This window comes from Selenomonadales bacterium 4137-cl (genome assembly GCA_032334055.1).
In the GTDB taxonomy this organism is placed as follows: domain Bacteria; phylum Bacillota; class Negativicutes; order Sporomusales; family UBA7701; genus Anaeroselena; species Anaeroselena agilis.
This window is the reverse complement of the sequence record JAUOZS010000001.1, coordinates 3,325,523-3,346,658: the sequence shown is the minus strand read 5'-3', so window position 1 is coordinate 3,346,658 and position 21,136 is coordinate 3,325,523. Positions and strand designations below refer to the sequence as shown.

General features: G+C 62.3%; 21 protein-coding genes. 17 read left to right on the top strand and 4 right to left on the bottom strand.

The features are described 5' to 3' along the window. Positions 1–58 precede the first annotated feature (58 nt). The 14 genes from Q4T40_17500 to Q4T40_17435 all read left to right on the top strand — a co-directional run bounded on the left by Q4T40_17500 (position 59) and on the right by Q4T40_17435 (position 12,375). Positions 59–232 carry a hypothetical protein gene (locus Q4T40_17500; protein ID MDT8903035.1) on the top strand — a complete coding sequence of 58 codons (174 nt, stop codon included), beginning with the start codon at positions 59–61 and terminating at the stop codon, positions 230–232. Positions 233–427: 195 nt separating this feature from the next. Beyond that, positions 428–997: a DUF6305 family protein gene (locus Q4T40_17495; GenBank protein ID MDT8903034.1), complete on the top strand. Its 570-nt coding sequence runs from the start codon at positions 428–430 to the stop codon at positions 995–997. Positions 998–1,030: 33 nt separating this feature from the next. After that, entirely contained in the window at positions 1,031–2,299 is a 1,269-nt protein-coding gene (locus tag Q4T40_17490; protein ID MDT8903033.1) for a TRAP transporter large permease subunit, read from the top strand. A gap of 11 nt (positions 2,300–2,310) precedes the next feature. Next, on the top strand, positions 2,311–2,457 hold the full coding sequence (locus Q4T40_17485) for a hypothetical protein (protein ID MDT8903032.1): 147 nt from the start codon (positions 2,311–2,313) through the stop codon (positions 2,455–2,457). A gap of 13 nt (positions 2,458–2,470) precedes the next feature. Further along, positions 2,471–3,586 carry a succinylglutamate desuccinylase/aspartoacylase family protein gene (locus Q4T40_17480; GenBank protein MDT8903031.1) on the top strand — a complete coding sequence of 372 codons (1,116 nt, stop codon included), beginning with the start codon at positions 2,471–2,473 and terminating at the stop codon, positions 3,584–3,586. A gap of 23 nt (positions 3,587–3,609) precedes the next feature. Next, on the top strand, positions 3,610–5,322 hold the full coding sequence (gene ggt, locus Q4T40_17475; GenBank protein ID MDT8903030.1) for a gamma-glutamyltransferase: 1,713 nt from the start codon (positions 3,610–3,612) through the stop codon (positions 5,320–5,322). Positions 5,323–5,427: 105 nt separating this feature from the next. Beyond that, on the top strand, positions 5,428–6,159 hold the full coding sequence (locus tag Q4T40_17470) for a succinylglutamate desuccinylase/aspartoacylase family protein (GenBank protein ID MDT8903029.1): 732 nt from the start codon (positions 5,428–5,430) through the stop codon (positions 6,157–6,159). Next, positions 6,156–7,310, top strand: a complete 1,155-nt coding sequence (pgsB, locus tag Q4T40_17465) for a poly-gamma-glutamate synthase PgsB (protein ID MDT8903028.1) — start codon at positions 6,156–6,158, stop codon at positions 7,308–7,310. The genes Q4T40_17470 and pgsB overlap by 4 nt, the downstream gene beginning before the upstream one ends. Position 7,311: 1 nt before the next feature. Next, a complete protein-coding gene (locus Q4T40_17460) occupies positions 7,312–7,746 on the top strand; it encodes a poly-gamma-glutamate biosynthesis protein PgsC/CapC (protein MDT8903027.1) in 435 nt (144 codons plus the stop codon). Next, entirely contained in the window at positions 7,740–8,753 is a 1,014-nt protein-coding gene (pgsW, locus tag Q4T40_17455; protein MDT8903026.1) for a poly-gamma-glutamate system protein, read from the top strand. The genes Q4T40_17460 and pgsW overlap by 7 nt, the downstream gene beginning before the upstream one ends. Further along, a complete protein-coding gene (locus Q4T40_17450; protein ID MDT8903025.1) occupies positions 8,744–10,093 on the top strand; it encodes a HAMP domain-containing sensor histidine kinase in 1,350 nt (449 codons plus the stop codon). Before pgsW ends, Q4T40_17450 begins: the two co-directional genes overlap by 10 nt. Beyond that, positions 10,086–10,718: a response regulator gene (locus Q4T40_17445; protein MDT8903024.1), complete on the top strand. Its 633-nt coding sequence runs from the start codon at positions 10,086–10,088 to the stop codon at positions 10,716–10,718. Before Q4T40_17450 ends, Q4T40_17445 begins: the two co-directional genes overlap by 8 nt. A gap of 124 nt (positions 10,719–10,842) precedes the next feature. Next, positions 10,843–11,085, top strand: coding sequence for a hypothetical protein (locus Q4T40_17440; GenBank protein MDT8903023.1), 243 nt, complete (start codon positions 10,843–10,845; stop codon positions 11,083–11,085). A gap of 129 nt (positions 11,086–11,214) precedes the next feature. Then, complete coding sequence (locus tag Q4T40_17435) at positions 11,215–12,375, top strand: DNA polymerase IV (GenBank protein ID MDT8903022.1); 1,161 nt, start codon at positions 11,215–11,217, stop codon at positions 12,373–12,375. A 44-nt stretch (positions 12,376–12,419) separates the two neighbouring features. On the opposite strand, the gene Q4T40_17430 is transcribed toward Q4T40_17435, so the two are convergent. After that, positions 12,420–12,746 carry a hypothetical protein gene (locus Q4T40_17430; protein MDT8903021.1) on the bottom strand — a complete coding sequence of 109 codons (327 nt, stop codon included), beginning with the start codon at positions 12,744–12,746 and terminating at the stop codon, positions 12,420–12,422. Between the two features lie 147 nt (positions 12,747–12,893). Between Q4T40_17430 and Q4T40_17425 the strand changes: the two genes are divergently transcribed. After that, complete coding sequence (locus Q4T40_17425) at positions 12,894–14,024, top strand: M20/M25/M40 family metallo-hydrolase (GenBank protein MDT8903020.1); 1,131 nt, start codon at positions 12,894–12,896, stop codon at positions 14,022–14,024. Between the two features lie 165 nt (positions 14,025–14,189). On the opposite strand, the gene Q4T40_17420 is transcribed toward Q4T40_17425, so the two are convergent. From Q4T40_17420 to Q4T40_17410, 3 genes are read right to left on the bottom strand one after another with little or no spacing between them, the layout of a single operon-like run. After that, positions 14,190–14,606: a PaaI family thioesterase gene (locus tag Q4T40_17420; protein MDT8903019.1), complete on the bottom strand. Its 417-nt coding sequence runs from the start codon at positions 14,604–14,606 to the stop codon at positions 14,190–14,192. Between the two features lie 45 nt (positions 14,607–14,651). Beyond that, on the bottom strand, positions 14,652–15,716 hold the full coding sequence (locus Q4T40_17415; protein ID MDT8903018.1) for a tetraprenyl-beta-curcumene synthase family protein: 1,065 nt from the start codon (positions 15,714–15,716) through the stop codon (positions 14,652–14,654). Positions 15,717–15,733: 17 nt separating this feature from the next. Then, a complete protein-coding gene (locus Q4T40_17410) occupies positions 15,734–17,272 on the bottom strand; it encodes a Ppx/GppA phosphatase family protein (protein ID MDT8903017.1) in 1,539 nt (512 codons plus the stop codon). A 176-nt stretch (positions 17,273–17,448) separates the two neighbouring features. On the opposite strand from Q4T40_17410, the gene Q4T40_17405 reads away from it, so the two are divergent. Together Q4T40_17405 and Q4T40_17400 are read left to right on the top strand one after the other, a co-directional pair. Further along, positions 17,449–19,002 (top strand): HD domain-containing protein, encoded by a 1,554-nt coding sequence (locus Q4T40_17405; GenBank protein MDT8903016.1) that lies wholly within the window; start codon positions 17,449–17,451, stop codon positions 19,000–19,002. Next, positions 18,992–21,085 (top strand): RNA degradosome polyphosphate kinase, encoded by a 2,094-nt coding sequence (locus tag Q4T40_17400; GenBank protein MDT8903015.1) that lies wholly within the window; start codon positions 18,992–18,994, stop codon positions 21,083–21,085. Before Q4T40_17405 ends, Q4T40_17400 begins: the two co-directional genes overlap by 11 nt. Positions 21,086–21,136: the final 51 nt, after the last annotated feature.

The following is a 21,136-nucleotide window of genomic DNA, read 5'->3' as shown; positions in this document are numbered from 1 at the left end:
TCGGCTGCATAAAGCCAATTAATTCCATCACCCCGATGGGGGAGATGGAGGTTAGTGTATGCACGCCTTGGAATTACAGCAGGAAAAAGCGATGCGCTGGGACACGAACGACAACAAGATCTACTTCGACACCGAGCGGTGGAAGGTGCGCGGTCGACTGGTGCTGAGGAAGGGTGCCGACGGCAAAATCGACATGTACATCAGCAAGGCGGAGCTGCCGTCCGCGAACTGATTTCTTTACGCGACAATCATACCTGTATTTTCGGCTGCCCTTTGGGGCGGCTTTGTTTTTTTCCCAAGCCGGCATTTGCGGTGAAAAGCGATGAATACATTATACGGGAACAGATAAATATGAGAAAAAATAGGGATTTATCGGAATGTGGCAAAGTGTTAACAGGGAAAACCTTTTTTTGAGGAGGATGCAGCAATGAAAGTCAGATTACAGACCCTCGCCGTGCTTGGCCTCGTCTTTGCCGTCGTCTTCGCCCTCGCCGGTTCCGCGTCGGCGGCCGGCCTTTCAGGCGCCCAATACGAGCAGCCGCTGCTGATCACCAGCGTCGGCCAGAGCGCCGACGGGCAGATGGTGCGCGTTCTCGCCCAACGCGGGGGTCTTAACTTTACCTATGACTCCCTCGCCGGCGCGGACGCCGTTTCCGGTTACAAAACCGCAGTGCTGGTCGTCGGCGGCAGCTCCAAGGGGCTGGGTGCCGCCGGCATCAACCCCGACCAGGAAGAACAGCGCGTCCAGGCTCTGATCGGGGCCGCCAAAAGCGCCGGTATTGCCATCGTGGTCATGCACGTCGGCGGCGAGGCCCGGCGCGGCGACCTCACCGACCGCTTCATCAGGGCGGCGGCTCCCAAGGCCGACTATATGATCGTTGTCGCCGACGGCAACCAGGACAACGTGTTCGGCCAGATCGCCGGCGACAGCATCCCCGTCGATTATCCCGGTACGGTCGGGGAAGCCGGCGGGTTCCTGAAAGCGGCGTTCAAATAATCCTGCCCGGTTACGGTTGATGGGGGTTGCACTATGACGGAAATAATGCTCGTCGCCGTCATGCTGGCCGTCTTCCTGGCCTGCGTTCTCTGGCTGAAGCTGCCGGTCGGCCTCTCCCTGGCGGCCACCAGCGCGGCCCTGGCCGTCGCGGCCGGTCAGGGCCTGCCCCTGCGGCATCTCGTTGAGGGCATGTTCGGCTATATTGACGTTTCGCTTGTTCTCATCACGGCGATGGTTTTCATGAAAGTGATCGAGCAGAACGGACTGCTGGAGCGCCTGACGCGCGACCTGACCTCCCGGTTCGGACAGTCGCCGCTGGCGATGCTCGCCGTTCTCACGCTGATAATAATGTTCCCGGGCGCCATCACCGGTTCATGCACCGCTTCGGTGCTGAGCACCGGCGTGCTGCTCGCCCCGGTGCTGCTGGGCATGGACATGCCGCGGCACATCGCGGGGGCGATAATCGCCATGGCCTCGGTATACGGGATGATCGCTCCGCCGGTCAACATCGTCATAATGATCATCGGCGGCGGCATCGACATGCCGTACGTCGGCTTCGACCTGATACTCCTGCTCGTGATCGTGCCGCTGGCGGTGCTGTCGACCATTTTCCTCGGCTACCGCTACGCCCGGAAGGCCGACCTCGTCGCGCTGGTCGACAAACTCGGCGATGCCGACACCAGCCGCGGCTGGGCGCTTTATCTGCCCCTGGTTCTCATCATCGTTCTCATGATCGGCCCCAAAGCTCTGCCCGGCATCTTTCCCGATCCGCGGCTGCCACTCACCTTTATGCTCGGCAGCGTCGCCGGCCTGTTCGTCGGCCGGAAGTTTTCCTTGGTCCAGGCGGCGCGGGACGGGGTGAGGGAAATCCTCCCCGTTATCGGCATACTCATGGGGGTCGGCATGCTGCTGCAGATCATTACCCTGACCGGGGTAAGGGGCTATATCGCCGTCGGCAGCCTCAGTCTGCCGTCCTACCTGCTGCTCGCCAGCATCGCCGTCAGCCTGCCGCTGTTCGGCGGCATTTCGGTTTTCGGCGCCGCCAGCATTCTCGGGGTACCCTTCATCCTTGCCTTCCTCGGCCAGAACCTCATCGTCACGGCCACGGGGCTGTCGCTCATCGCCGCCATGGGAAGCTTTACGCCGCCGGTCGCGCTAACGGCGGTCATCGCCGCCCAGGTGGTGGGGGAAGAAAACTATCTGCGGATCGTGAAGCCGCTTATCCTGCCATCGCTTGTCGCCATCATAATCGGCATCCTGATGATCATGTACGCCGACCCGATCGGCAAGCTCGTCTTGTAGGAGGGAAAGCGATGATAACTCTCGTCTACCGGCTCATTGTCGTCCTTGTAGCCCTGCTTGTGGTTTGGGAGCTTTTCTCCCAGAAGGAAATAAAATGGCAGGCCAACGCCGCACTGGTTCTCATTCCCCTTGTGCTGCGGGCCTTCATGCTCGTGTAAGGAGGGGCCAGCCATGGTAGGAACGAAGAAAACGGCCCTCGCCCTGCTGGTGGCCGTCGTCGCGATACTCATCGCGGTCACGCCCCGGTTCACCGCCATGCATGTCGCCGACACCGTCAACAGCGGCCCCGGCGTTACCGCGGTCAAAATGCTGGGCGATTATTTCCCCGGCCTCCGGAACACCCCCGGCGACACGGCGGTATATGTACTCGACAGCGGCAAACCCGGCGGCGCCGTGCTCGTCGTCGGCGGTACCCATCCCAACGAACCCTCAGGTTATCTAAGCGCCATTTTGCTGGTGGAAAAGGCGCGTCCGGCCAAAGGGAAACTGATCGTCATCCCCCAGGCCAACGCCAGCGGGTTTACCCATAACGACTATTCCGAAGGGTCGCCGCAGCGGATCACCTTGAAGACGCCCGGCGGCGAGCGTACGTTCCGCTACGGGTCGCGGGCGACCAACCCCGTCCACCAGTGGCCCGACCCCGATATCTACGTGCACGCCGCTTCCGGACAGAGACTGTCCGGCAGCGAGACCCGCAACCTCAACCGGGCCTATCCGGGCCGCCCGGACGGCACGCTCACCGAGAAAATCGCCTACGGCATCGTCCAGCTTATCCGCAAAGAGAAAATCGGCCTGGCCGTAGATCTGCACGAAGCCTCGCCCGAATACCCGGTCATAAACGCCATGGTCGCCCATGAACGGGCCATGGACGTAGCGGCGGTTGCCGTTCTCGACCTGGAAATGGATAAAATCAAGATCGCCCTCGAGCCTTCCCCCAAATCGCTGCGCGGCTTATCGCACCGCGAATGGGGCGATGCCACCGCCGCCATGGCCGTATTGATGGAAACCGCCAATCCCGCCCAGGGACGCCTGCGGGGCGCCACCGACGAAGCGCTGGTGCTTACCGGCCAGGACCGGATGTACGCGCGGGCCGCCAAGCTCGGCCGGCTGTTCATCCCGTACGACAAGAACGGTCAGCCCATCAGCCTGCGGGTCGCCCGCCACGTCGCCGCCACCATGGTGCTGATCCGCGACGCCTTTGAAAAGGACCCGCGCCAGGCGGTGGTTATCACCGGTGTCCCCTCTTACGGCGAAATTGTCAGGAAAGGCGTAGGCGCCTTCTTATAAAACAACGAGGGAGGTTAACTCAAGTGAAGGGCAAGAAGTTCAACATCCTCGCATGGCTGATGATCGCCGTTTTCACCGTCGGCATCGTAGGCAACTGTAGCCTCACCGCGTATGCCGCGGAAAAACGCGACTTCATCGCCACACATGGCATGGTGGCAGCGGCGCATCCGCTGGCTGCCCAGGCAGGGGTGGAAGTCCTCAAGCAGGGCGGCAACGCCTTCGACGCCGCCATTGCCACCGCCTTCATGCTTAACGTCGTGGAACCCAATGCTTCCGGCATGGGCGGCGGCGGCTTCGCCATCGTCTACGTGGCCAAGGAAAAAAAGACCTACATGGTTGACTACCGGGAGATGGCGCCGGCCAAGGCGGCCCCGGACATGTACGCGCTGGACGAGAAGGGCAAAGTCAAGGACAACGCCTCCGTAACCGGCTATTACGCGTCCGCCGTGCCCGGAATGTTGCGCGGCATGGAAATGATCCACCAAAAATTCGCCACCCTCAAGTGGGCCGAACTCATGGCCCCGGCTATCGCGCAAGCCGAAGCAGGCCTGCCGGTTTCCAAGAACCTCTCCGGCATCATTGGCGACCAGATGAGCCGCCTGGAAAAGTACTCGCCGTCGCGCGAATGGTTCCATAATATCTACTTCAAGGACGGCATCCCGCTGCAGGCGGGCGATGTCCTCAGGAACCCCGAACTGACCGAATCCCTCAAGAAAGTCGCCGCCGGCGGCGCCGACGTATTCTACAAAGGCGAAATCGCCGACAAGCTTGCCGCCTACTACGCGAAAAACGCCAACGGCTGGATCACCAAAGCCGACCTGGCCGCTTATAAGGCCAAGCTTCGCGAACCCGTAAAATCGTCCTACCGCGGTTACGACCTCGTGACCGTGCCGACCCCGTCTTCCGGTGGCCTGACGTTGGCCAACATCCTCAACATCATGGAGAACTTCGATGTTGCCAAAATGGGCCGCACCTCGACCGCTTTCCATCATACCTTCATAGAGGCCCAGAAGCTCGCTTACGCCGACCGCGGCCGCTACATGGCCGACTCCGACTTCGTCAACGTGCCGATGGCCGGGCTGGTCAGCAAGAAGTATGCCGCCGAGCGGGCCAAAATGATCTCGCCCGACACCGCCAATAACGGTATCAAGCCCGGAGACCCCGGCAAATATGAATCCGGCAGCACCACCTCCTTCTCGATCATCGACAAGGATGGCAACATGATTACCATCACCCAGACGATCAACGACTTCCTCGGAGCCTGCGTGGTTCCCGACGGGACCGGCATCCTGATGAACGACGAGATGGACGACTTCGTCACCAACAACCCCGCCTCGGTGAATGCCCCCGCTCCCGGCAAGCGGCCGCTCAGCAGCATGTCGCCGACCATCGTCCTCAAAGACGGCAAACCGTTCATGACCCTCGGCACCCCGGGCGGGCCCCGCATCATCACCACCGTGTCCCAGATCATCATCGACGTGATTGACTTCAAGATGGACCTGCAAACCGCCATCAACGATCCGCGGATGTATAACCCCAACGCTTCGGTCGCCCAGCTCGAAAAGCCCATCGATGAGGCGACCGTCAACGAGCTTATGGGCTGGGGCCACAAGGTCAACCTGCGGCCCGAGCTGTCTCTCTACTTCGGCGGCGCCCAAGGCATCATGATCCTGCCTGACGGCCGCCTTCACGGGGCAGCCGATCCCCGGCGACTCGGCCAGGCATTCGGCTACTAGACAATCGCCCGCTGAGGGGGGAGTTCCGGCTCCCTCCTCTTGTTGTTTTCAGACTTTGGCAGGGGAATGGAAAAAAACGGGGAATTTTTTCTAAGAGGTGGAAAAATGCGCATTCCGTTGATCGTGCTGCTGCTGCTCGTCTTCTTAACGTCCGCCGCCGCCGCTGCGCAGGAGCAATTCCTCCTGCTCCCGGGGACGCCTTACGCCACCGAGGTTTACGTCAGCCGCGGCGCCGCTCCCGGCCCCGCCGCCCTCGTCATGGGCGGCGTGCATGGCAACGAGCCGGCGGGATCGCTGGCCGCGGAACAGGTTTGCCGGTTCGCGGTGAGCCGGGGAACCCTAATCGTCATCCCCCGGGTCAATAAGCTGGCCCTGAGCGCCGGCATCCGGACCCTGCCGGAAATCGGCGACATAAACCGCGCCTACCCCGGCCGCGCGGACGGCACGCCTGCAGAACGGATCGCCGCCGCGGTCGAAGCGCTTGCCGCTAAATACCGCGTTTCCCTGCTCATCGATCTTCACGAGGCCCGCACCTTCCACCGCCTCGACCATACTTCCCTCGGGCAGATGCTCCTGTTCGCCGCCAACGACCGCAGCGCTGAGATGGCGCTGACAGCCATCGACGATATCAACGGCCTTATCACCGAGCCGGTGAAGAAGTTCGCTTTCGGCGCCCATCCCATCCCCGGCAGCGCCGCCTACCACGCCGGCGCCGTCCTCGGCCTTGCCGCTTTCACCGTGGAGACAAGCGGTCGGCAGCCGCTTGAGGAGCGCGCCGCCCAGCACGTTGCCATCGTCCGCAGCCTCCTCCGCCAGGAAGGGGTTGACGCCGAGTGACCGGTTTCGCCGGCGAGTACCTCGCGGCGCTCGCCATCTTCCTCCTGATCGTTGGCTACTACGCGGCGGAACGGCTACGGCACGAGCACAACCTCGGCCGCATCCCGCTGCGCATCCATGTCAACGGCACGCGCGGCAAATCGTCGGTCGCCCGGTTGATCGCCGCTGGGCTTAGGGCTGGGGGGCAAACCGTCGTCGCTAAGACCACCGGATCGGCCGCGCGCGTCATCCTGCCCGACGGCAGCGAGCGTCCCATGGCGAGAAGGGGGCCGGCCAACATCCGCGAACTCGTCCCTTTCATCGCCGAGGCGGCCGACCTCGGGGCCGGGGCCGTCGTCGTAGAGTGCATGGCCGTACGGCCGGAGCTGCAGCGTTTTGTCGAGGAAAAGCTCGTCAAAGCCCACATCGGCGTCATCACCACCGTCAGGCCCGATCACGAGGAAGTGACCGGCGGCGGGCCGGATGTCGCCCGGGCGTTGGCAGGCGCCATCCCCCGGCTGGGCACGCTCGTCACCACCCCAACCGCAATGGCAGCTCTGACCGTCGCCGGCGTTGCCCCCGCAGGCTCGGTGCGCCTGGCCGCACCCGAAGATGTGCCGCCTGAGGACATCGCGGCGTTTCCGTATGAGGCTTTCCCCGAAAACGTCGCCCTTGCCCTGGCGGTGTGCGAGCTGGCCGGCGTCGACCGCGCCGTAGCCCTGCGGGGCATGCGGTCCGCCCGCCCCGACCCCGGTAATGTCACCGTCAGCGAATATGCGGCCGCCGATCGGACAATAACCCTAGTCAATGCCTTGGCTGCCAACGACCCCGAATCGACCAGCATCCTGTGGCAGCGGTACGCCGATGGCCGGGCGCCAGTCATCCTGCTGAACTGCCGGCCTGACCGCAAATACCGCACCGTTCAGCTCGCCGCGGCGCTCGCCGCCCTGCACCGCGGCCCTTATCTCGTCACCGGCGACGGCGCGTTCGCCAGGCGTCAGCTTATCAGTCAGGGCGTCGCCGCCGCCGACATCCGCGTCATTGCCCGCCCGGCCAGTCCCGCCGACCTCGCCGGCGCGGCGGGCGGCGGACGGCTGACAATCTTCGCGACCGGCAACGTCCAGGGTCTGGAGAGTTTTCTCGATTGCCGGACAGCAGGAGTGAACAGCTGATATGCATGTACTGTTCATCGGCATCGTAGTCTCGCTCCTCACCGCCGAATTGACCGGGTTTTCCCCCGGCGGCATCGTGGTCGCCGGCTATCTTGCCCTCTTCCTCGGCCACCCGGTCTGGCTCGCCGGTACGGTCGCCGCCGCGCTCGTCACGCTGGCTGCCGGCCGTCTGCTGGAAAGGCGCCTGCTCCTTTACGGCCGGCGCCAGTTCGCCGTCTACATCCTCGCCGGCATGCTCGTCGGCCAGGGAGCGATGCTCGTCACCCGCGGCGGCGGCCACTTCGACTGGGGCCTGCTGGTCATCGGCTACCTCGTGCCTGGGCTGATCGCCCGCGACTTCGCCCGTCAGGGGATCGTGCCCACGGCCCTTGCCCTGGCGCTGGCCGTGGCGCTGACCGCGCTCGCCTCGCTGGCGGGGGAGGGGCTGCTGTGGTGAGCCGTCATCGCTTCGCGCTGCTGGTGCTCGCCAGCTTCCTGCTGCTCGCGATCGCCCGGGGCACGGTCAGGCACGAGCCTGATGCCGCTTACCCAGCCATGGCCGCCGCCGTGGCGACCGCCGTCAGGGCGCAGGCGGCCGTCGGCGACCGGCTTATCGGTCCGGAATACACCGCGATTACCACCACCCTCGGCCCGCTTGCCGCAAAAAAACTGTCCCTCCACCCCGACTCCGCCGCCCTCGCGGTACGCTACCTGCTGGCCGCCGGCATCGGGCCGGGCGACCGGGTGGCCGTCAATTTCTCCGGCTCCTTCCCGGCAGTCAACATCGCCGTCCTTGCCGCCATCCAGGCCATCGGCGCCGAGCCGGTAATAACCAGCTCGGTCGGCTCCTCCACCTGGGGCGCCAGCGACCCGGACTACACCTGGCTCGATATCGAGCAGACGCTAGTCGCCGGCGGCATCTGGCCGTGGCGGTCAGCGGCAGCCTCGGTCGGCGGCGTCGGCGATGTCGGCGGCGGCCTGACCCCCGAGGGCGTTGCCGCTGCCAGGGCGGCCATCAGGCGGACCGGGGTGTCCGAGATGCGGCCCGCCGACCTCGACGAAGCGGTGGCGCTGCGCCTGGCGGCCTACCGGCGGGATGGGCAACTGCCCGTCGCGCTCGTCAACGTCGGCGGCAGTCACGTCATCTTCGGCCGCCGGGGCCACGACTCGCCCCTCCGGCAGGCCCTCACCGCCGGCTATAGTCCGCTGCGCCGGGTCGCCGACGGACTGGCGGCCCCCTTCGTCGACAACAACCGGCCGGTGATCCACTTCCTCAACATCGGCCAACTGGCGGCCGCCAACGGCATCGAAGCCGATAATCCCCCGGGCACGAGCGCCGTTATGTACACGCGGACCGTGCCGGCGGCCACCCGCCTGGCGACCGTCGTCTGGCTGGCCGCCGCCGTCTGGGCGCTGTGGTACGGCGGGCGCAGGAAAGAGTGGTGGCGCGGACCGTGTCGCTGAAAATGATAAACTATCCCCACATCTTTTCCGGGCTGGGGCTCATCCTCCTGGGACTCCTGGCCCCGGCGGTCCTGAGCGTCAAGGGGTTCGGCATCATCCCCCTGCTGGAACGCAGCGTCCTCCAGGCCAGCAGCGGCGCCCTGCTCACCGCCTCCCTCAAGCTGGTCGCGCTCAACACCCTCCGCGCCCTGCCCATATACATCGGCACGCTCCTGATTGCCCAGGGGCTCGGCGTCTTCCGCGCCGGCGCGCACCGCTACCTCCTTTACGTCCTGCCGCTGGCTGTCATCCCGGCGGCCTATGAGGCGATCAAGCTCATATACGGCATCGCCTACGATTTCGGCATCCCCGCCATCAGCCTCACGCTCGCCATCTTCCTCATGAGCCGGCTGGAGAACATGACCCGCAAGGTATTCCACAAAATCCTCGTCCTGGCACTCCTGCTGTTCGGGGTGGAGTGGCTGGACACCGTGCCCCTTCTGAGCGGTTACTGGTTCGGTCGCGGCGAGATTTCCACCGATCTGAAAAAAATCGCCGCCTTTCTCGAGGCGGAGGAAATACTCAACATCACCGGCATCGCCCTGTTCATCATCTGCACCGCCAACTCCTTCATCCTCGCCCGCCTGCTGAGCGTTTACACCAAAGAACTCAAGGTCGCCGAGCAGGTACGCCTCGACAGCGAACTCAAGCTCAGAACGCTGGAAAACAGATCCCTCAGGGAGGTGCAGTCGCTCGTTCACGACCTCAAAACACCGCTCACCTCTATCCAGGGACTAGCCGGGGTGCTGACCGTCACGGTCGCCGACGAGCCGAACCGGCAGTATGCCGCGCGGATCGTCGAAGCCAGCGACAAGATGAGCAGCATGATCAGCGAGCTGCTGCGCGACGACACCCGTCAGGTCATCAGCAGCCGGGAACTCGCCGAATACGCCGCCGCCCACGTACCCGGCCTGAGCGGCCTGCGCAGCTTCTGCATCGAAGCCGTCGGGCTGCCGCCGGCGGTGGCGGTCAACAAAATCAAAATGTCGCGGGCGATCGTCAACTTGCTGGAAAACGCCATGGAGGCGGTTTCCCGGGATGACGGGCAGGTCAGAATCCGGTTGTCGGCGAAGGACTGCCAGGCGGTCATTGAGATAACCGACAACGGCTTCGGAATTCCCGTCAACCAGTCGCGCCTCGTCTGGGAGCCGGGGTTTTCCACCAAGAATTCGTCCGGGTTCGGGCTGCCGTTCGTCCGCGAGACTGTCGAAACAAACGGCGGCACGATCGTCATCGACAGCGCGGACGGCAAAGGGACGCGCGTAATCATTACCCTTCCGGAGGTAGCGGGCAATGACTGACAAAGCGGTCACCATCCTGGCGATCGACGACGACCAGGACATACTCTTCACCCTTGAGGCGATCGGCAGGACCTACGGCTGGCGGGTGACAACCGACAGCGACGGCCGGAGGGCGGCGGCCAAGGTTTGTGGCCTGAAGCCCGATCTTATTCTTGTCGACTACCATATGCCCGGCCTCGACGGCCTCTCGACCGTGGAAATGATCCGGACCCAGGACCGCGGCGTGCCGATCATCGTCCTGACCGTCGACGAGCGGCAAGAAATCGCCGACCGCTTTCTCGACGCCGGCGCGAACGACTTCGCTAACAAACCGATAAAAATCGCCGACCTGGCGGCGAGGATCAAGGTCCATATACAGATGCGGCAGCAGCAGGAACAACTGGCGCCAGTCTGCGACAAGGGCATCAACGACGCCACCCTGAGCCTGGTGCGGTCCTTCTGCGGCGGCGCCGCTGCACCGTTCTCGGCCGAGGAAGTGGCCGAAGGCACCGGCCTCGCCTATCAGACCATCGTCCGCTACCTGCAGTTCCTTCAGAGCCGCCGGGAACTCACCGTGTCGAGCAGCTACGGGAAGGTGGGCCGGCCGCGCAAGAAATACCAGTGGGTAACGAAAAGAGGCCCATGACTGGGACGGCCAGGCGGCGTTTCCTGCACCGGGCGCTTTTGGGCGCCTCTCCGTCCGGCTGGAATATTTCCCCGTGAGCCGGGTTATTCTATACAGGAATAGTGCGACGAACGGAGGCATCGGCATGAATGTGCGGAGCGGGCTGGAAATCGTGGAATTGCACAAGGAATACGAAACCAAGATGAAGGAGCTCGAGGAAGCCGAATCCAGGCTGGAAGACCTCGGTTACACCAAAACCCTGCTGCACAACCAGCTAAGCAAGCTTGGCGACGAGCTAAAGATCCTGGAGACCACCCGGTTTCAGGCGCTCGATCCCGTAACCGTCCCCAAGTCGTCCCTAGGTGGCCACGACTACTACGTATCGTAACCGTCTTTACAAATTAGAACACGCGTTCTATTATAATAGTAGGAAAAATTCACACCGGGCCGGCGTTGGACAGGTGTGAATTTTTTTGCCCCGCACGCGCGGAAATACGCGGAACCGGGCGGTGAAAGCATGCAGCGCTGGATAATCCACGTCGATATGGACGCCTTTTTCGCCGCCGTCGAGCAGCGGGACGACCCCGCCCTCCGCGGCCGGCCTGTTGTCGTCGGCGGCGTCGGCCCGCGCGGGGTCGTTTCCACCGCCTCCTATGAGGCGCGACGCTTCGGTGTCCACTCGGCCATGCCGATGTCTGAGGCGCGGCGCCTTTGCCCCCACGCCGTATTTATGCCTGGCGACCACCGGAAGTACACGCGGGTGGCGGGCGAGATTCGGGCGATCCTTGCCGCCTTTTCGCCGCTCGTCGAACCGTTGTCGCTCGACGAGGCTTTCCTCGACGCCTCCGGCATGGAGTGGCTCTATAAAGACCCCAAGGATATCGCGGCCGCAATAAAGGCGAAGATCAGGGACGAACTGGCCCTTACCGCCTCGGCCGGCGTGGCTCCCAACAAGTTTCTCGCCAAACTGGCGTCCGACTGGGGCAAGCCTGACGGACTGGTGGTTGTGCGTCACGATGAAATCGCAGCCTTCCTGAGGGCCATGCCCGTATCCCGCCTCTGGGGAGCCGGCGAGAAAACCGTCGCCTTGCTGAAAGGAATCGGCATCAATACCATCGGGCAACTCGCCGACGCCGACGAAGTCATCCTGAGGAGGCACTTCGGCCAGCAGGCCGGCGAAATGCGTCGCCTGGCGCGGGGCGAGGACGACCGGCCGGTGGTTCCCGAACACGAGCCCAAATCGATCGGCAACGAGGTCACCTTCGACGAAGACCTTCGCTCGCGGGACGACATTGGCACGTGTCTGCTGGCCCTCAGTCAGAAGGTCGGCCGCCGATTGCGTCAGGCCGGCTACGCGGGGCGCACGGTAACGGTCAAAATCCGTTTCGGCTCCTTCCGCACCATCACCCGCAGCCGCACTCTCGGCGAAGCCACCCTGCTCGGCGACACCATTTACGAAACCGCCCAGGCCATCATGGCCGACATCGAGCTCGCGGAGGGAGTGCGCCTCCTGGGGGTGACGCTGTCCAACCTGCAGGTTTACGGCAGCCAGACCAGCCTGTTCGCTACCGACGACGACAAAAAACTCAAAGCCTCGGTCGCCGTCGACCACCTCAAGGACAAGTTCGGCGAAGGGGCCATCACTCGCGGCCGCCTCATGCCGAAAAAAGAAAAATAAAAAGCGGCCCCGGAGGGACGCCCCAAAATTTATCAGGGATAAAGCTATGTACGCCAGGGGCGGTGACGGAGGCGCGCCTCCAACTCCGCCGCCACCTGCTCGGGATGCAGCCCGGCGATGTTGAGCATAATAGCGCCAGGCAGGGTATCGCCAAGAGTTTCTTCACCGCGGTGCCCCACGCTGATGTCGACGGTCTCCAGGCCGCTGTGGAAAGCGGGCACTGTCTCCGCCCGGCGGGCGGAGTATAGAATGGCGTCGGTGTAAATACGATGGCTGACGGCTTCATGGAGGCTTATAACCCTGTACCCTTTGGCGGCCAGCGTTTCGGCCAGCAATGTCGCGGGATGCTGGAGAGCTACGGTTTTTATCATTCGATCCGCTCCTCGGCGGTTAATCGGCGGCTGGCGCTAGTTTTTCCCCTGCGGGAAAAAATATGTGGCGGTGCGGCGTCATGATGCAGGAACGGACCCTTTGTACGCCTAAAGAGTAGAACAGACTGTAAGGGGAGGCGATGGACGGTGGTTGATAAACAAAGAATGCTGGCCGAGTTTTTCGAACTGGTCAGCATCAAGTGCTCGACAAGGGACGAGCGGGAAGTGGCCGACGTGGTCAAGGCCAAGCTGGCCGCCTTGGGGTGCGCGGTGGATGAGGATGATGTCGGCGGCCGCATCGGCGGCAACTGCGGCAATGTTATAGCCTACCTGAAAGGGAACGTCGCGACCGCGCCAGTTGTCATGCTGAGCGCTCACCTCGACTGCGTCGAACCCTGCGCCGGCATCAAGCCGCAGCTTAAGGACGGGGTGATAACCTCCGGCGGCGACACCATCCTGGGGGCAGACGACAAGTCCGGGGTGGCGGGCATCCTTGAAGCGCTCAGTGTCGTCCGCGAGACCGGCGCCGCCCACGGCGACATCCAGGTGGTATTCACCGTGGCTGAGGAAGGCGGCGTCAACGGCTCCAAGAACATGGACCGGGGGCGGCTGAAGGCCGATTACGGCTACGTTCTCGACTCCGGCGGCGCTCCCGGGCGGATAATCAACGCCGCCCCCGGCCAGAACAGCATCAAGGTGGTAGTCCGCGGCAAGACCGCCCACGCCGGCGTGGCCCCCGAAGAGGGCGTCAACGCCATCGTCGTGGCCGGCAAAGCCATGGCCGAGCTGCGCCAGGGCCGGATCGACGACGAAACGACCGCCAACGTCGGCATCATCAAAGGCGGTCAGGCCACCAACATCGTGCCCGACTACGTGGAAATCGCCTGCGAGGCCCGCAGCCGCAACCGCGAGAAGCTCGCCGCCCAAACCAAGCACATGGTAGACACCTTCGAGCAGGTGGCCGCAGCCAACGGCGCCAAGGCCGAAGTCACCGTAAAGACCGCTTACGCCCCGTATGTGCTGACCGCCGACATGCCGGTGGCCGCGCTGGCCCGACAGGCGGCGGAGAGCATCGGTCTTACGCCCGTCTTCGAAGCCACCGGCGGGGGCAGCGACGCCAACTTCTTCAATGCCTACGGCGTACCGTCGGCGGTGCTGGGTACGGGAATGTCCAAAGTCCACACGACGGCCGAATTCATCAAGGAAGACGACCTGTACAAAACCGCCGAACTGGTAGTGGCGATCATCAAGGAGGCCGCCAAGACTCCGAAGCCATAACAAAGCAGTCGTTGATAATCCCCATATGCGTTGTTCCGGCGGGCGTTTGCTGGCGTATGTTACTAGTACGCAGCGTACGCGCCCTTAGGTGCTCCTGGCATCCGGGGTCTGAATGGCTGTTCGCACCGTATAAATAACCCGGACGGGATATCCCGTCCGGGTTTTCTAATACTCTCCCGTATCCTCGCCGGTGATGTAGAACACCGCCCGACCTTTGGCCACCAGCGTATTTTCGCCGTTCGCGACATCGACCTCGGCGTGGAGAAGTTTGTGGCCTTCGTGTACCAGGCGTGCTTCGGCCCTGAGCGTGTCGTCGGTGGCTACAGGCAGGAAGTAGTTCACCGTCGTTTCCACCGTTACCACCCGCACCTTCAGGGTACGGAGGGCAATGCCGGCAGCTATGTCGACGAGGGCGGCCACCACGCCGCCGTGGGTCATGCCGTACGAATTGGCGAACTCTGCCCGCAGCGGGACGGTAATAAGCGAACGGCCGCGCCCGGTTTCGACTACGGCGGCGTCGAGAAAGCGGACAAAGGGAACGGTCATAAAATGCTGTTTGATGAATTCAGGCCAGTTATCCATGCGTGTTTCCTCCCTCGGCATGCCGGCCGCCGGCGACCGGCGGCGTCAAAGTATTCCCTGGCGGCGGAGCAGCCGGCAGAGGTTGTGGAGCAGACGAGCATAGCCGCCTGCGGTATCGAGAAGAGCCGCTTTCACCCTTTTTTCCAGCGGCGCCTGGGTTTTCGGGTCAGAGAGGTACATAGCCAGCAGGCCGTGCACGACTGTTGTCGTGAAGCCCGGCTGGGTCAGCCGGCCGGCGTGCTCCAGGGCCTGTCGCCAGAAAATGGTCAGGCGGGCGACGATTTCGTCCGGGCTCCGGTAATAGGCGACGAAGTTCAGGTCTCCGTGGCAATGGTCCTCGGCGAGATCGATATAATAGTCGAGCAGGATGTGGAGGCCGCAGATCCACGGGAAATAAGCGGCGCAGGTCGCTTCCGCCTCGGCGGCCGTCAGGTCTGGGTTAGCGGCCAGGGCGCACAGCATGAACATCCCCAGGGTCGAGCCGGTGGCGGCGGCGAACTCCCACAGAGTCACGCCGGGATAGGCCGCCAGGTGGCGCTCGCCCCAGGCGAGCATCTTCGCCTCCCGCACCGCGGGGTCGAGGTGCTTATAAATCTGCAGCTCACTGTAAAGGCCGGCAAGCTTAAGCGCGGCCGGCTTCACGAGGCCGTACGCCGGCAGGCGGGCGGTCTCTTCGCGGCAGGCCGCCACCAGGGCCGCGAGGTAGCCGCCGTCGTCCTTCAGCGGATAGTGCAGGTAGTAGTCTCGGGGTTCCCCGTCCGGGTCGAGGGCGTCGGTCATCGCCAGATGGAGCTGCCGGAAAGCGGCCTCGTCCGCGACTCCCGCACGGTCGCAAAGGTTGTCGAGATAATCGCTGATCGTCTGCAGGGCGACGATCAGTCTGACGAAGCGGCTGGTATTCACCCCTGGGTAGAGGCTGTAAATGGCGCCTCCCTGGCAGTGGAACCGCTTGTCCCGGATGCTGGCCAGCGCCTGGACGGCCAGCTCCGGCTCGGCGCCGGCGGCCCTGTGCCGCCAATAAGACAGCTCGCGGTCAACCAGCGGGAAAACCTGATTCACGAAGCGTCTAATGAGGTTCAGGCTGTTGGCTGTGGTCAATAGTGAAGCCATTATTCCTCCCGATAGGGCTAGCGATACGCGGCCGGAGTTTGCTGCCAGGCGATTTCGACGCCGAACTCCTTTTTGAACCATTTGCGGTGTCGCTCCGCTTCCTGAATCTCGATCGCCGCCCCCTGCCCGCCCACCGTCATCAGCAGGTGAGCGGTCTTGGGCCTCAGGCTGGCCTTCACCTGCGTAACAACTCCCATCTGGGTCGTATCGAGGCTTTCGGCCAGCGCCAGCAGCAGCGCCAACTTCCGGGCCTTCTGCCAGTCAGTGTCGTCGAGAAACTCAGTATACAAGCGGTTGCGCATGTACTTGGCAGTCGCGCCCTCATGCCACCCCGCCACCACCGCAGTCAGCATCTGCTCGCGGTGGGTCAGGCCGAACAGGCGGGCATTCTCCACCAGATAGGCGCTATGACGCTGGTGATCGTAGTAATTGATCGTTATACCGATATCGTGAAGCAGGGCCGCCACCCTCATGAGAAGGCGGTCCCGGTCGTCGAGCTTGTGCAGGTCTTGCCAGCCGTCGAACATGGCTTCAGCCAGCGCGGCGACATGGTAAGCGTGCGGGGCGTTGCCCTTATAGAACAGCAGCATATTATTCGTGCTGTGCAGGAGAATGTTCTCGATCACCTCAGGCTGGCCGGCGCGGGTGCGATAGTGGCGAAGGAAGAGGCCTTCCCGCAAGCCGCAGCCGCTTACAATCAGCCTGTTGGCGCGGGTATAGTCAAACAGGCACTTGACGATGGTGGAGCCGGCCACAATTATATCGGCCCGCTCGCCGCTCAGTCCGGGAATCTTGAGCCGTTGCTTGTAATCGGCCATCGTCAGGCCCCGCCAAAGATCGGTCATGGATATATCGCCGAGGCGGTAATTGTGGACCTTGTTGAAAGGGTAATTCTTCCGTTTCTGGTCCATCTTGGCGATATTGCGGGCCGTGCCGCCCACGCCCACGAGCGGCAGGCCGGCATCCTTTAGCCACGGGTTTTTTTCCAGATGGTGCATAATATAGCTGCGGAGCTTTTCCAACTGCAAATCGGTGATCCGGTCCTGGGTGGCGAACTGTTCGGTCAGGTTGACGGCGCCGAAGGGCAGACTGGCGACCTTCTTGGGTTCACGGCCGCGGATCAGCGTCAGTTCGGTGCTGCCGCCGCCCAGGTCGAAAACGACGGCGTCATCGACATCAATTGTGTTGATGACCCCTATGTAACCGATATGCGCTTCGGCATGCCCGGTAATCGATTCGAGACGAATACCCGTTTCCGACTCGATCAGTTCCACGAGCATCGGGCCGTTCTTGGCGCTCCTCACCGCGGCCGTAGCCACGGCCAAAGTCTTGTCCACATTGAACAGCAGGCACATATGGGCGAATGTCCGCATCGTCTCGACTGCCAGCTTGACCGCGTCCGGGCGGATGGTATGCGACTTGCCCATGCCCTCGCTGAGCCGCACAGTTTCCTTCTGATGATAGACGAGGTTATAGGCGCCGTTGGCGTAGATATGCATTACGATAAGGCGGGCGGAGTTCGACCCGAGGTCGATGATGGCGATTCTTTCCGTCATTATCTATCACTCCCCACCATAGTATTCGGCTTTTTTTGCAAAAACCTTGCCGCTCAGGGAAAAACAAATTCGCTCCAGCTGACTTTACATTAAATTAACATAACCTTCAGCCAGGAAAAAGGATTTCGGCCACTATCATCCGAAAATTTATAAAATAAGTTTTTGGAGGCAACAACATGTCTAATTTTTTCGGCGTCATGCACGTCGGTTCGGAGCAGGTCAGCCTGCAGATAGTGGAATACACTTCCCTGGCGGATATGAGGATCGTCGAGCGGGCCAGTTCCCAGGTCACACTCGGCGAAGAAACCTTCAAAACAGGCAGGGTCAGCTTCGCCACCGTCAGGGGGCTTTGCGAGCTGCTCAAAGGCTACCGGCGCATTCTCCAGGAATATGGCGTCAAGGATTACCGGCTGCTGGCCACCACCGCCATCCGCGAAGCGGACAACCAGCAATACATCATCGACCAGATCAGGCTGAAAACAGGTCTGACCCTGGAAGTCGTCGATATGCTCCAGGAGATGTACCACAAATACATCGCCCTTTTTCGCGCCATCGAAGCCGAGGGTCTGACCGCCGAGCAGGAGGGCATCCTGTTCGTCGATATATCCTCCGGCGGACTTTCCTTCACACTGTATAAGGCCGGAGTGCTTCAGTACCAGCAGAATATCCATATCGGCGCACTGCGCATCAAGGAAAGCTTCGAAAAGTACCAGCGCGACTCGGCTCATTTTTACCAGGCGCTCACCGAGTATATCTACAGCACTATCGACCTTGTCGAAATAGAACTCAACCAGCATAAGATCAAATACCTCGTGCTGTCAGGGGTCGAAACCGGCCTGCTGCTCAAAATGCTGGGCCGGGACGAAGCCGCCAAACTATCCTATGTCGGCGCCGACGAATTTCTCGCCCTTTACGACCGGGTCAAACAGCTTAACCTCCCTCAGCTCATGCAGGCCTTCGACCTCTCGGAGAGCCGGGCGGAGATGGTTCTGCCCACTATCGTTCTCTACAAGCAGATAGTCAACCTGAGCAACGTCGCCCAGATCGTTGTATCCGGCGCTCAGTTCGGCGACGGCATCACCATTTCCCATATCGCCGACAAGGCCGGCGACAAGTGGCTGGAAGTCGTCGAAAGGCAGGTCGTCAGTTTCGCGCATACGCTTGGCCGCAAATACATGCACGACGCCAGGCACGCCGCCAGCGTGGAAAACACCTCGCTGCTGTTGTTCGACCGCATGGTCAGGCACCACGGACTTGGCAAACGTGAACGCCTGCTGCTCAAAATCGCGGCTATCCTCCACGACATCGGCAAATACGTCAGCCTGCGGCGGCACTATTTCTACTCCTACCGGCTAATCATCTCCTCGGATATCATCGGCTTCTCCGAGGAGGAGCGGGCGCTTATTGCCAATATCGCCTATTATCATTCCAAAGGGACGCCATCCCTCAGCGACGCCAACTTCGCCGCCCTTGCGCCCGAACAGCGCATAACGCTGGCCAAACTCGCGGCCATCATCAGAATGGCCGACGCGGTCGACCGCAGCCACATGCAGAAAGCGACGGTCCACGACATATCCCTGTGCGGCGAAGAAGTCAGCATCACCGTTTCCGCCGAACAGGACATTTCCCTGGAAGAGTGGACCTTCATCGACAAGGCCGAATTCTTCGAGAACGTGTTTGGCATCAGGCCGATCCTGGTGCGAAAGGGAGGAGAACGCGGTGTTCGATAATCCCGAATATTTCCTCAACCGCGAACTGAGTTGGTTGAAGTTCAACCTGCGCGTTCTGCGTGAGGCTCAGGACAAGCGCAACCCTCTCCTCGAAAGGGTCCGCTTTATCGGCATCACCGGCTCGAACCTCGACGAATTCTATATGATCCGCGTGGCCGGCCTCCGGCGGCAACTCGAAAACGGAATAAACAAACACGACCCGGCCGGCCTGACGGTCGAGGAACAACTGCGTCAGATATCGCTGGCAACCAGAGAGCTGGTCAAAAAGAAATACAACTACCTGCAGGTTCTGCGGCGGGAGATGGAGAAGGAGGACATCTTCTTCGCCACCATAGACGAACTGCCCGAGAAGAACCGCGCCTGGACGGAGCGCTACTTCCACAACACCATCTATCCAGTTCTTACGCCGCTGGCCGTCGATTCCAGCCACCCCTTCCCGTTTCTGCTCAACCGCAGCCTTAACCTGGCGGTCGAACTCCGCCAGGACGGCGAGGCCAAGACGGCCGTCATCCAGGTGCCGAGCGTATTGCCCAGGATAGTCGAGACCCCGGTGAACGGCCGGAAACGGCGGTTCGTTTTTCTCGAGGAAATCATCAAAGCCTACTGCGGCGAACTGTTCCACGGCTACACCGTCAAGGACGTCACCCCGTTCCGCATCACCCGCAACGCCGACCTCGACATCGACGAGGAAGAAGCCGACGATCTCCTCGTCGAAGTCCAGAAGTCGCTCCGCCAGCGCAAGCGCGGCCAGACGGTACGCCTGGAAATTGCCCGGACGGCCAGTCGCACGCTTAGGGAGTTCCTCGTCGACAGCCTTAAGATCGGCGAACAGGACGTGTTTGAAATCCGCGGCCCGATCGACACCAGTTATTTCATGCGGTTTGCCGACCTTCCCGGGTGCAGCCGCATGCGCTACGAGCCGTTCACCCCCGCCGAACCCGCCGACCTTATCGGCGAAGAAGACCTTTTCGCCGCCATCCGCGAGCGCGACATCCTCCTTCACCACCCCTACGAATCGTTTGCTCCCGTGGTGGAGTTCATCCGCCGGGCGTCCGTCGACCCCCAGGTGTTGGCGATAAAACAGACCCTCTACCGGGTTGGCGGCGACTCCCCCATCGTCGCCGCCCTGGCCCAGGCGGCCGAGAACGGCAAGCAGGTGACAGTGCTGGTCGAGCTCAAAGCGCGCTTCGACGAAGAAAACAACATCCTCTGGGCCCGCCGGCTAGAAGAGGCTGGCTGCCACGTCATCTACGGCCTCGTCGGCCTGAAGACCCACGCCAAGATTGCCCTGGTGGTAAGAAAAGAGACCTCAGGCATCAAACGCTACGTGCATTTGGGCACAGGCAACTACAACGACGTCACCGCGAGGCTGTACACCGATCTGGGGTTGTTCACGGCCAACGACCAGGTCGGCGCCGACGCCTCAGCCTTTTTCAACGTCATCTCCGGTTACTCCGACCCGCCGGTGTGGAATAAATTTGCCGTGGCGCCCATCAGTCTCCGGCAGAAATTTTACGAACTGATCGACCGCGAAATAAGCTTCGCCCGCGCCGGCAAACCAGCCCGCATTGTGGCCAAGATCAATTCCCTCGTCGACAAGGAAATTGTCCGCAAGCTCTACGAAGCGTCGCACGCCGGCGTCAAGATCGACCTGATCGTGCGCGGCATCTGCCAGCTCAAGCCCGGCATCCCCGGCGTCAGCGAAACCATCACCGTACGGAGCATCGTCGGCCGGTTCCTAGAGCACAGCCGGATATTCATGTTTGCCAACGGCGGCGACGAGCGCGTATTCCTGTCTAGCGCCGACTGGATGACCCGAAACCTTGGCGAGCGGGTGGAGTTGCTTTTCCCGGTGGATTCCCCCGCCCACATAGAACGCATCAGGAGCATCCTCGACCTCATGCTGCAGGACAACCAGAAGGCGTACACCATGAGGAACGACGGCAATTACCGCCGCGCCGACAAGCGAGCCAGGCCCCTGAGCTGCCAGGCCGAATTCCTTCAGCAGGCGCACCAGGCCGCGCTGCGGGAAGAACTGCCGCTCGAAAAACGGTTGAGGCCGGCTTACCGCCGCAACATATAGCCGTTCCCCGGTCATCTGCCCGTCATCCCTTGACGGTCCCGGCTTGAAAAC

Coding starts and splice junctions, on each gene's coding strand:
- Q4T40_17500 (MDT8903035.1), top strand. CDS start 59: ATGCACGCCTTGGAATTACAGCAGGAAAAAGCGATGCGCTGGGACACG.
- Q4T40_17495 (MDT8903034.1), top strand. CDS start 428: ATGAAAGTCAGATTACAGACCCTCGCCGTGCTTGGCCTCGTCTTTGCC.
- Q4T40_17490 (MDT8903033.1), top strand. CDS start 1,031: ATGACGGAAATAATGCTCGTCGCCGTCATGCTGGCCGTCTTCCTGGCC.
- Q4T40_17485 (MDT8903032.1), top strand. CDS start 2,311: ATGATAACTCTCGTCTACCGGCTCATTGTCGTCCTTGTAGCCCTGCTT.
- Q4T40_17480 (MDT8903031.1), top strand. CDS start 2,471: ATGGTAGGAACGAAGAAAACGGCCCTCGCCCTGCTGGTGGCCGTCGTC.
- Q4T40_17470 (MDT8903029.1), top strand. CDS start 5,428: ATGCGCATTCCGTTGATCGTGCTGCTGCTGCTCGTCTTCTTAACGTCC.
- Q4T40_17460 (MDT8903027.1), top strand. CDS start 7,312: ATGCATGTACTGTTCATCGGCATCGTAGTCTCGCTCCTCACCGCCGAA.
- Q4T40_17445 (MDT8903024.1), top strand. CDS start 10,086: ATGACTGACAAAGCGGTCACCATCCTGGCGATCGACGACGACCAGGAC.
- Q4T40_17440 (MDT8903023.1), top strand. CDS start 10,843: ATGAATGTGCGGAGCGGGCTGGAAATCGTGGAATTGCACAAGGAATAC.
- Q4T40_17435 (MDT8903022.1), top strand. CDS start 11,215: ATGCAGCGCTGGATAATCCACGTCGATATGGACGCCTTTTTCGCCGCC.
- Q4T40_17430 (MDT8903021.1), bottom strand. CDS start 12,746: ATGATAAAAACCGTAGCTCTCCAGCATCCCGCGACATTGCTGGCCGAA.
- Q4T40_17420 (MDT8903019.1), bottom strand. CDS start 14,606: ATGGATAACTGGCCTGAATTCATCAAACAGCATTTTATGACCGTTCCC.
- Q4T40_17415 (MDT8903018.1), bottom strand. CDS start 15,716: ATGGCTTCACTATTGACCACAGCCAACAGCCTGAACCTCATTAGACGC.
- Q4T40_17410 (MDT8903017.1), bottom strand. CDS start 17,272: ATGACGGAAAGAATCGCCATCATCGACCTCGGGTCGAACTCCGCCCGC.
- Q4T40_17405 (MDT8903016.1), top strand. CDS start 17,449: ATGTCTAATTTTTTCGGCGTCATGCACGTCGGTTCGGAGCAGGTCAGC.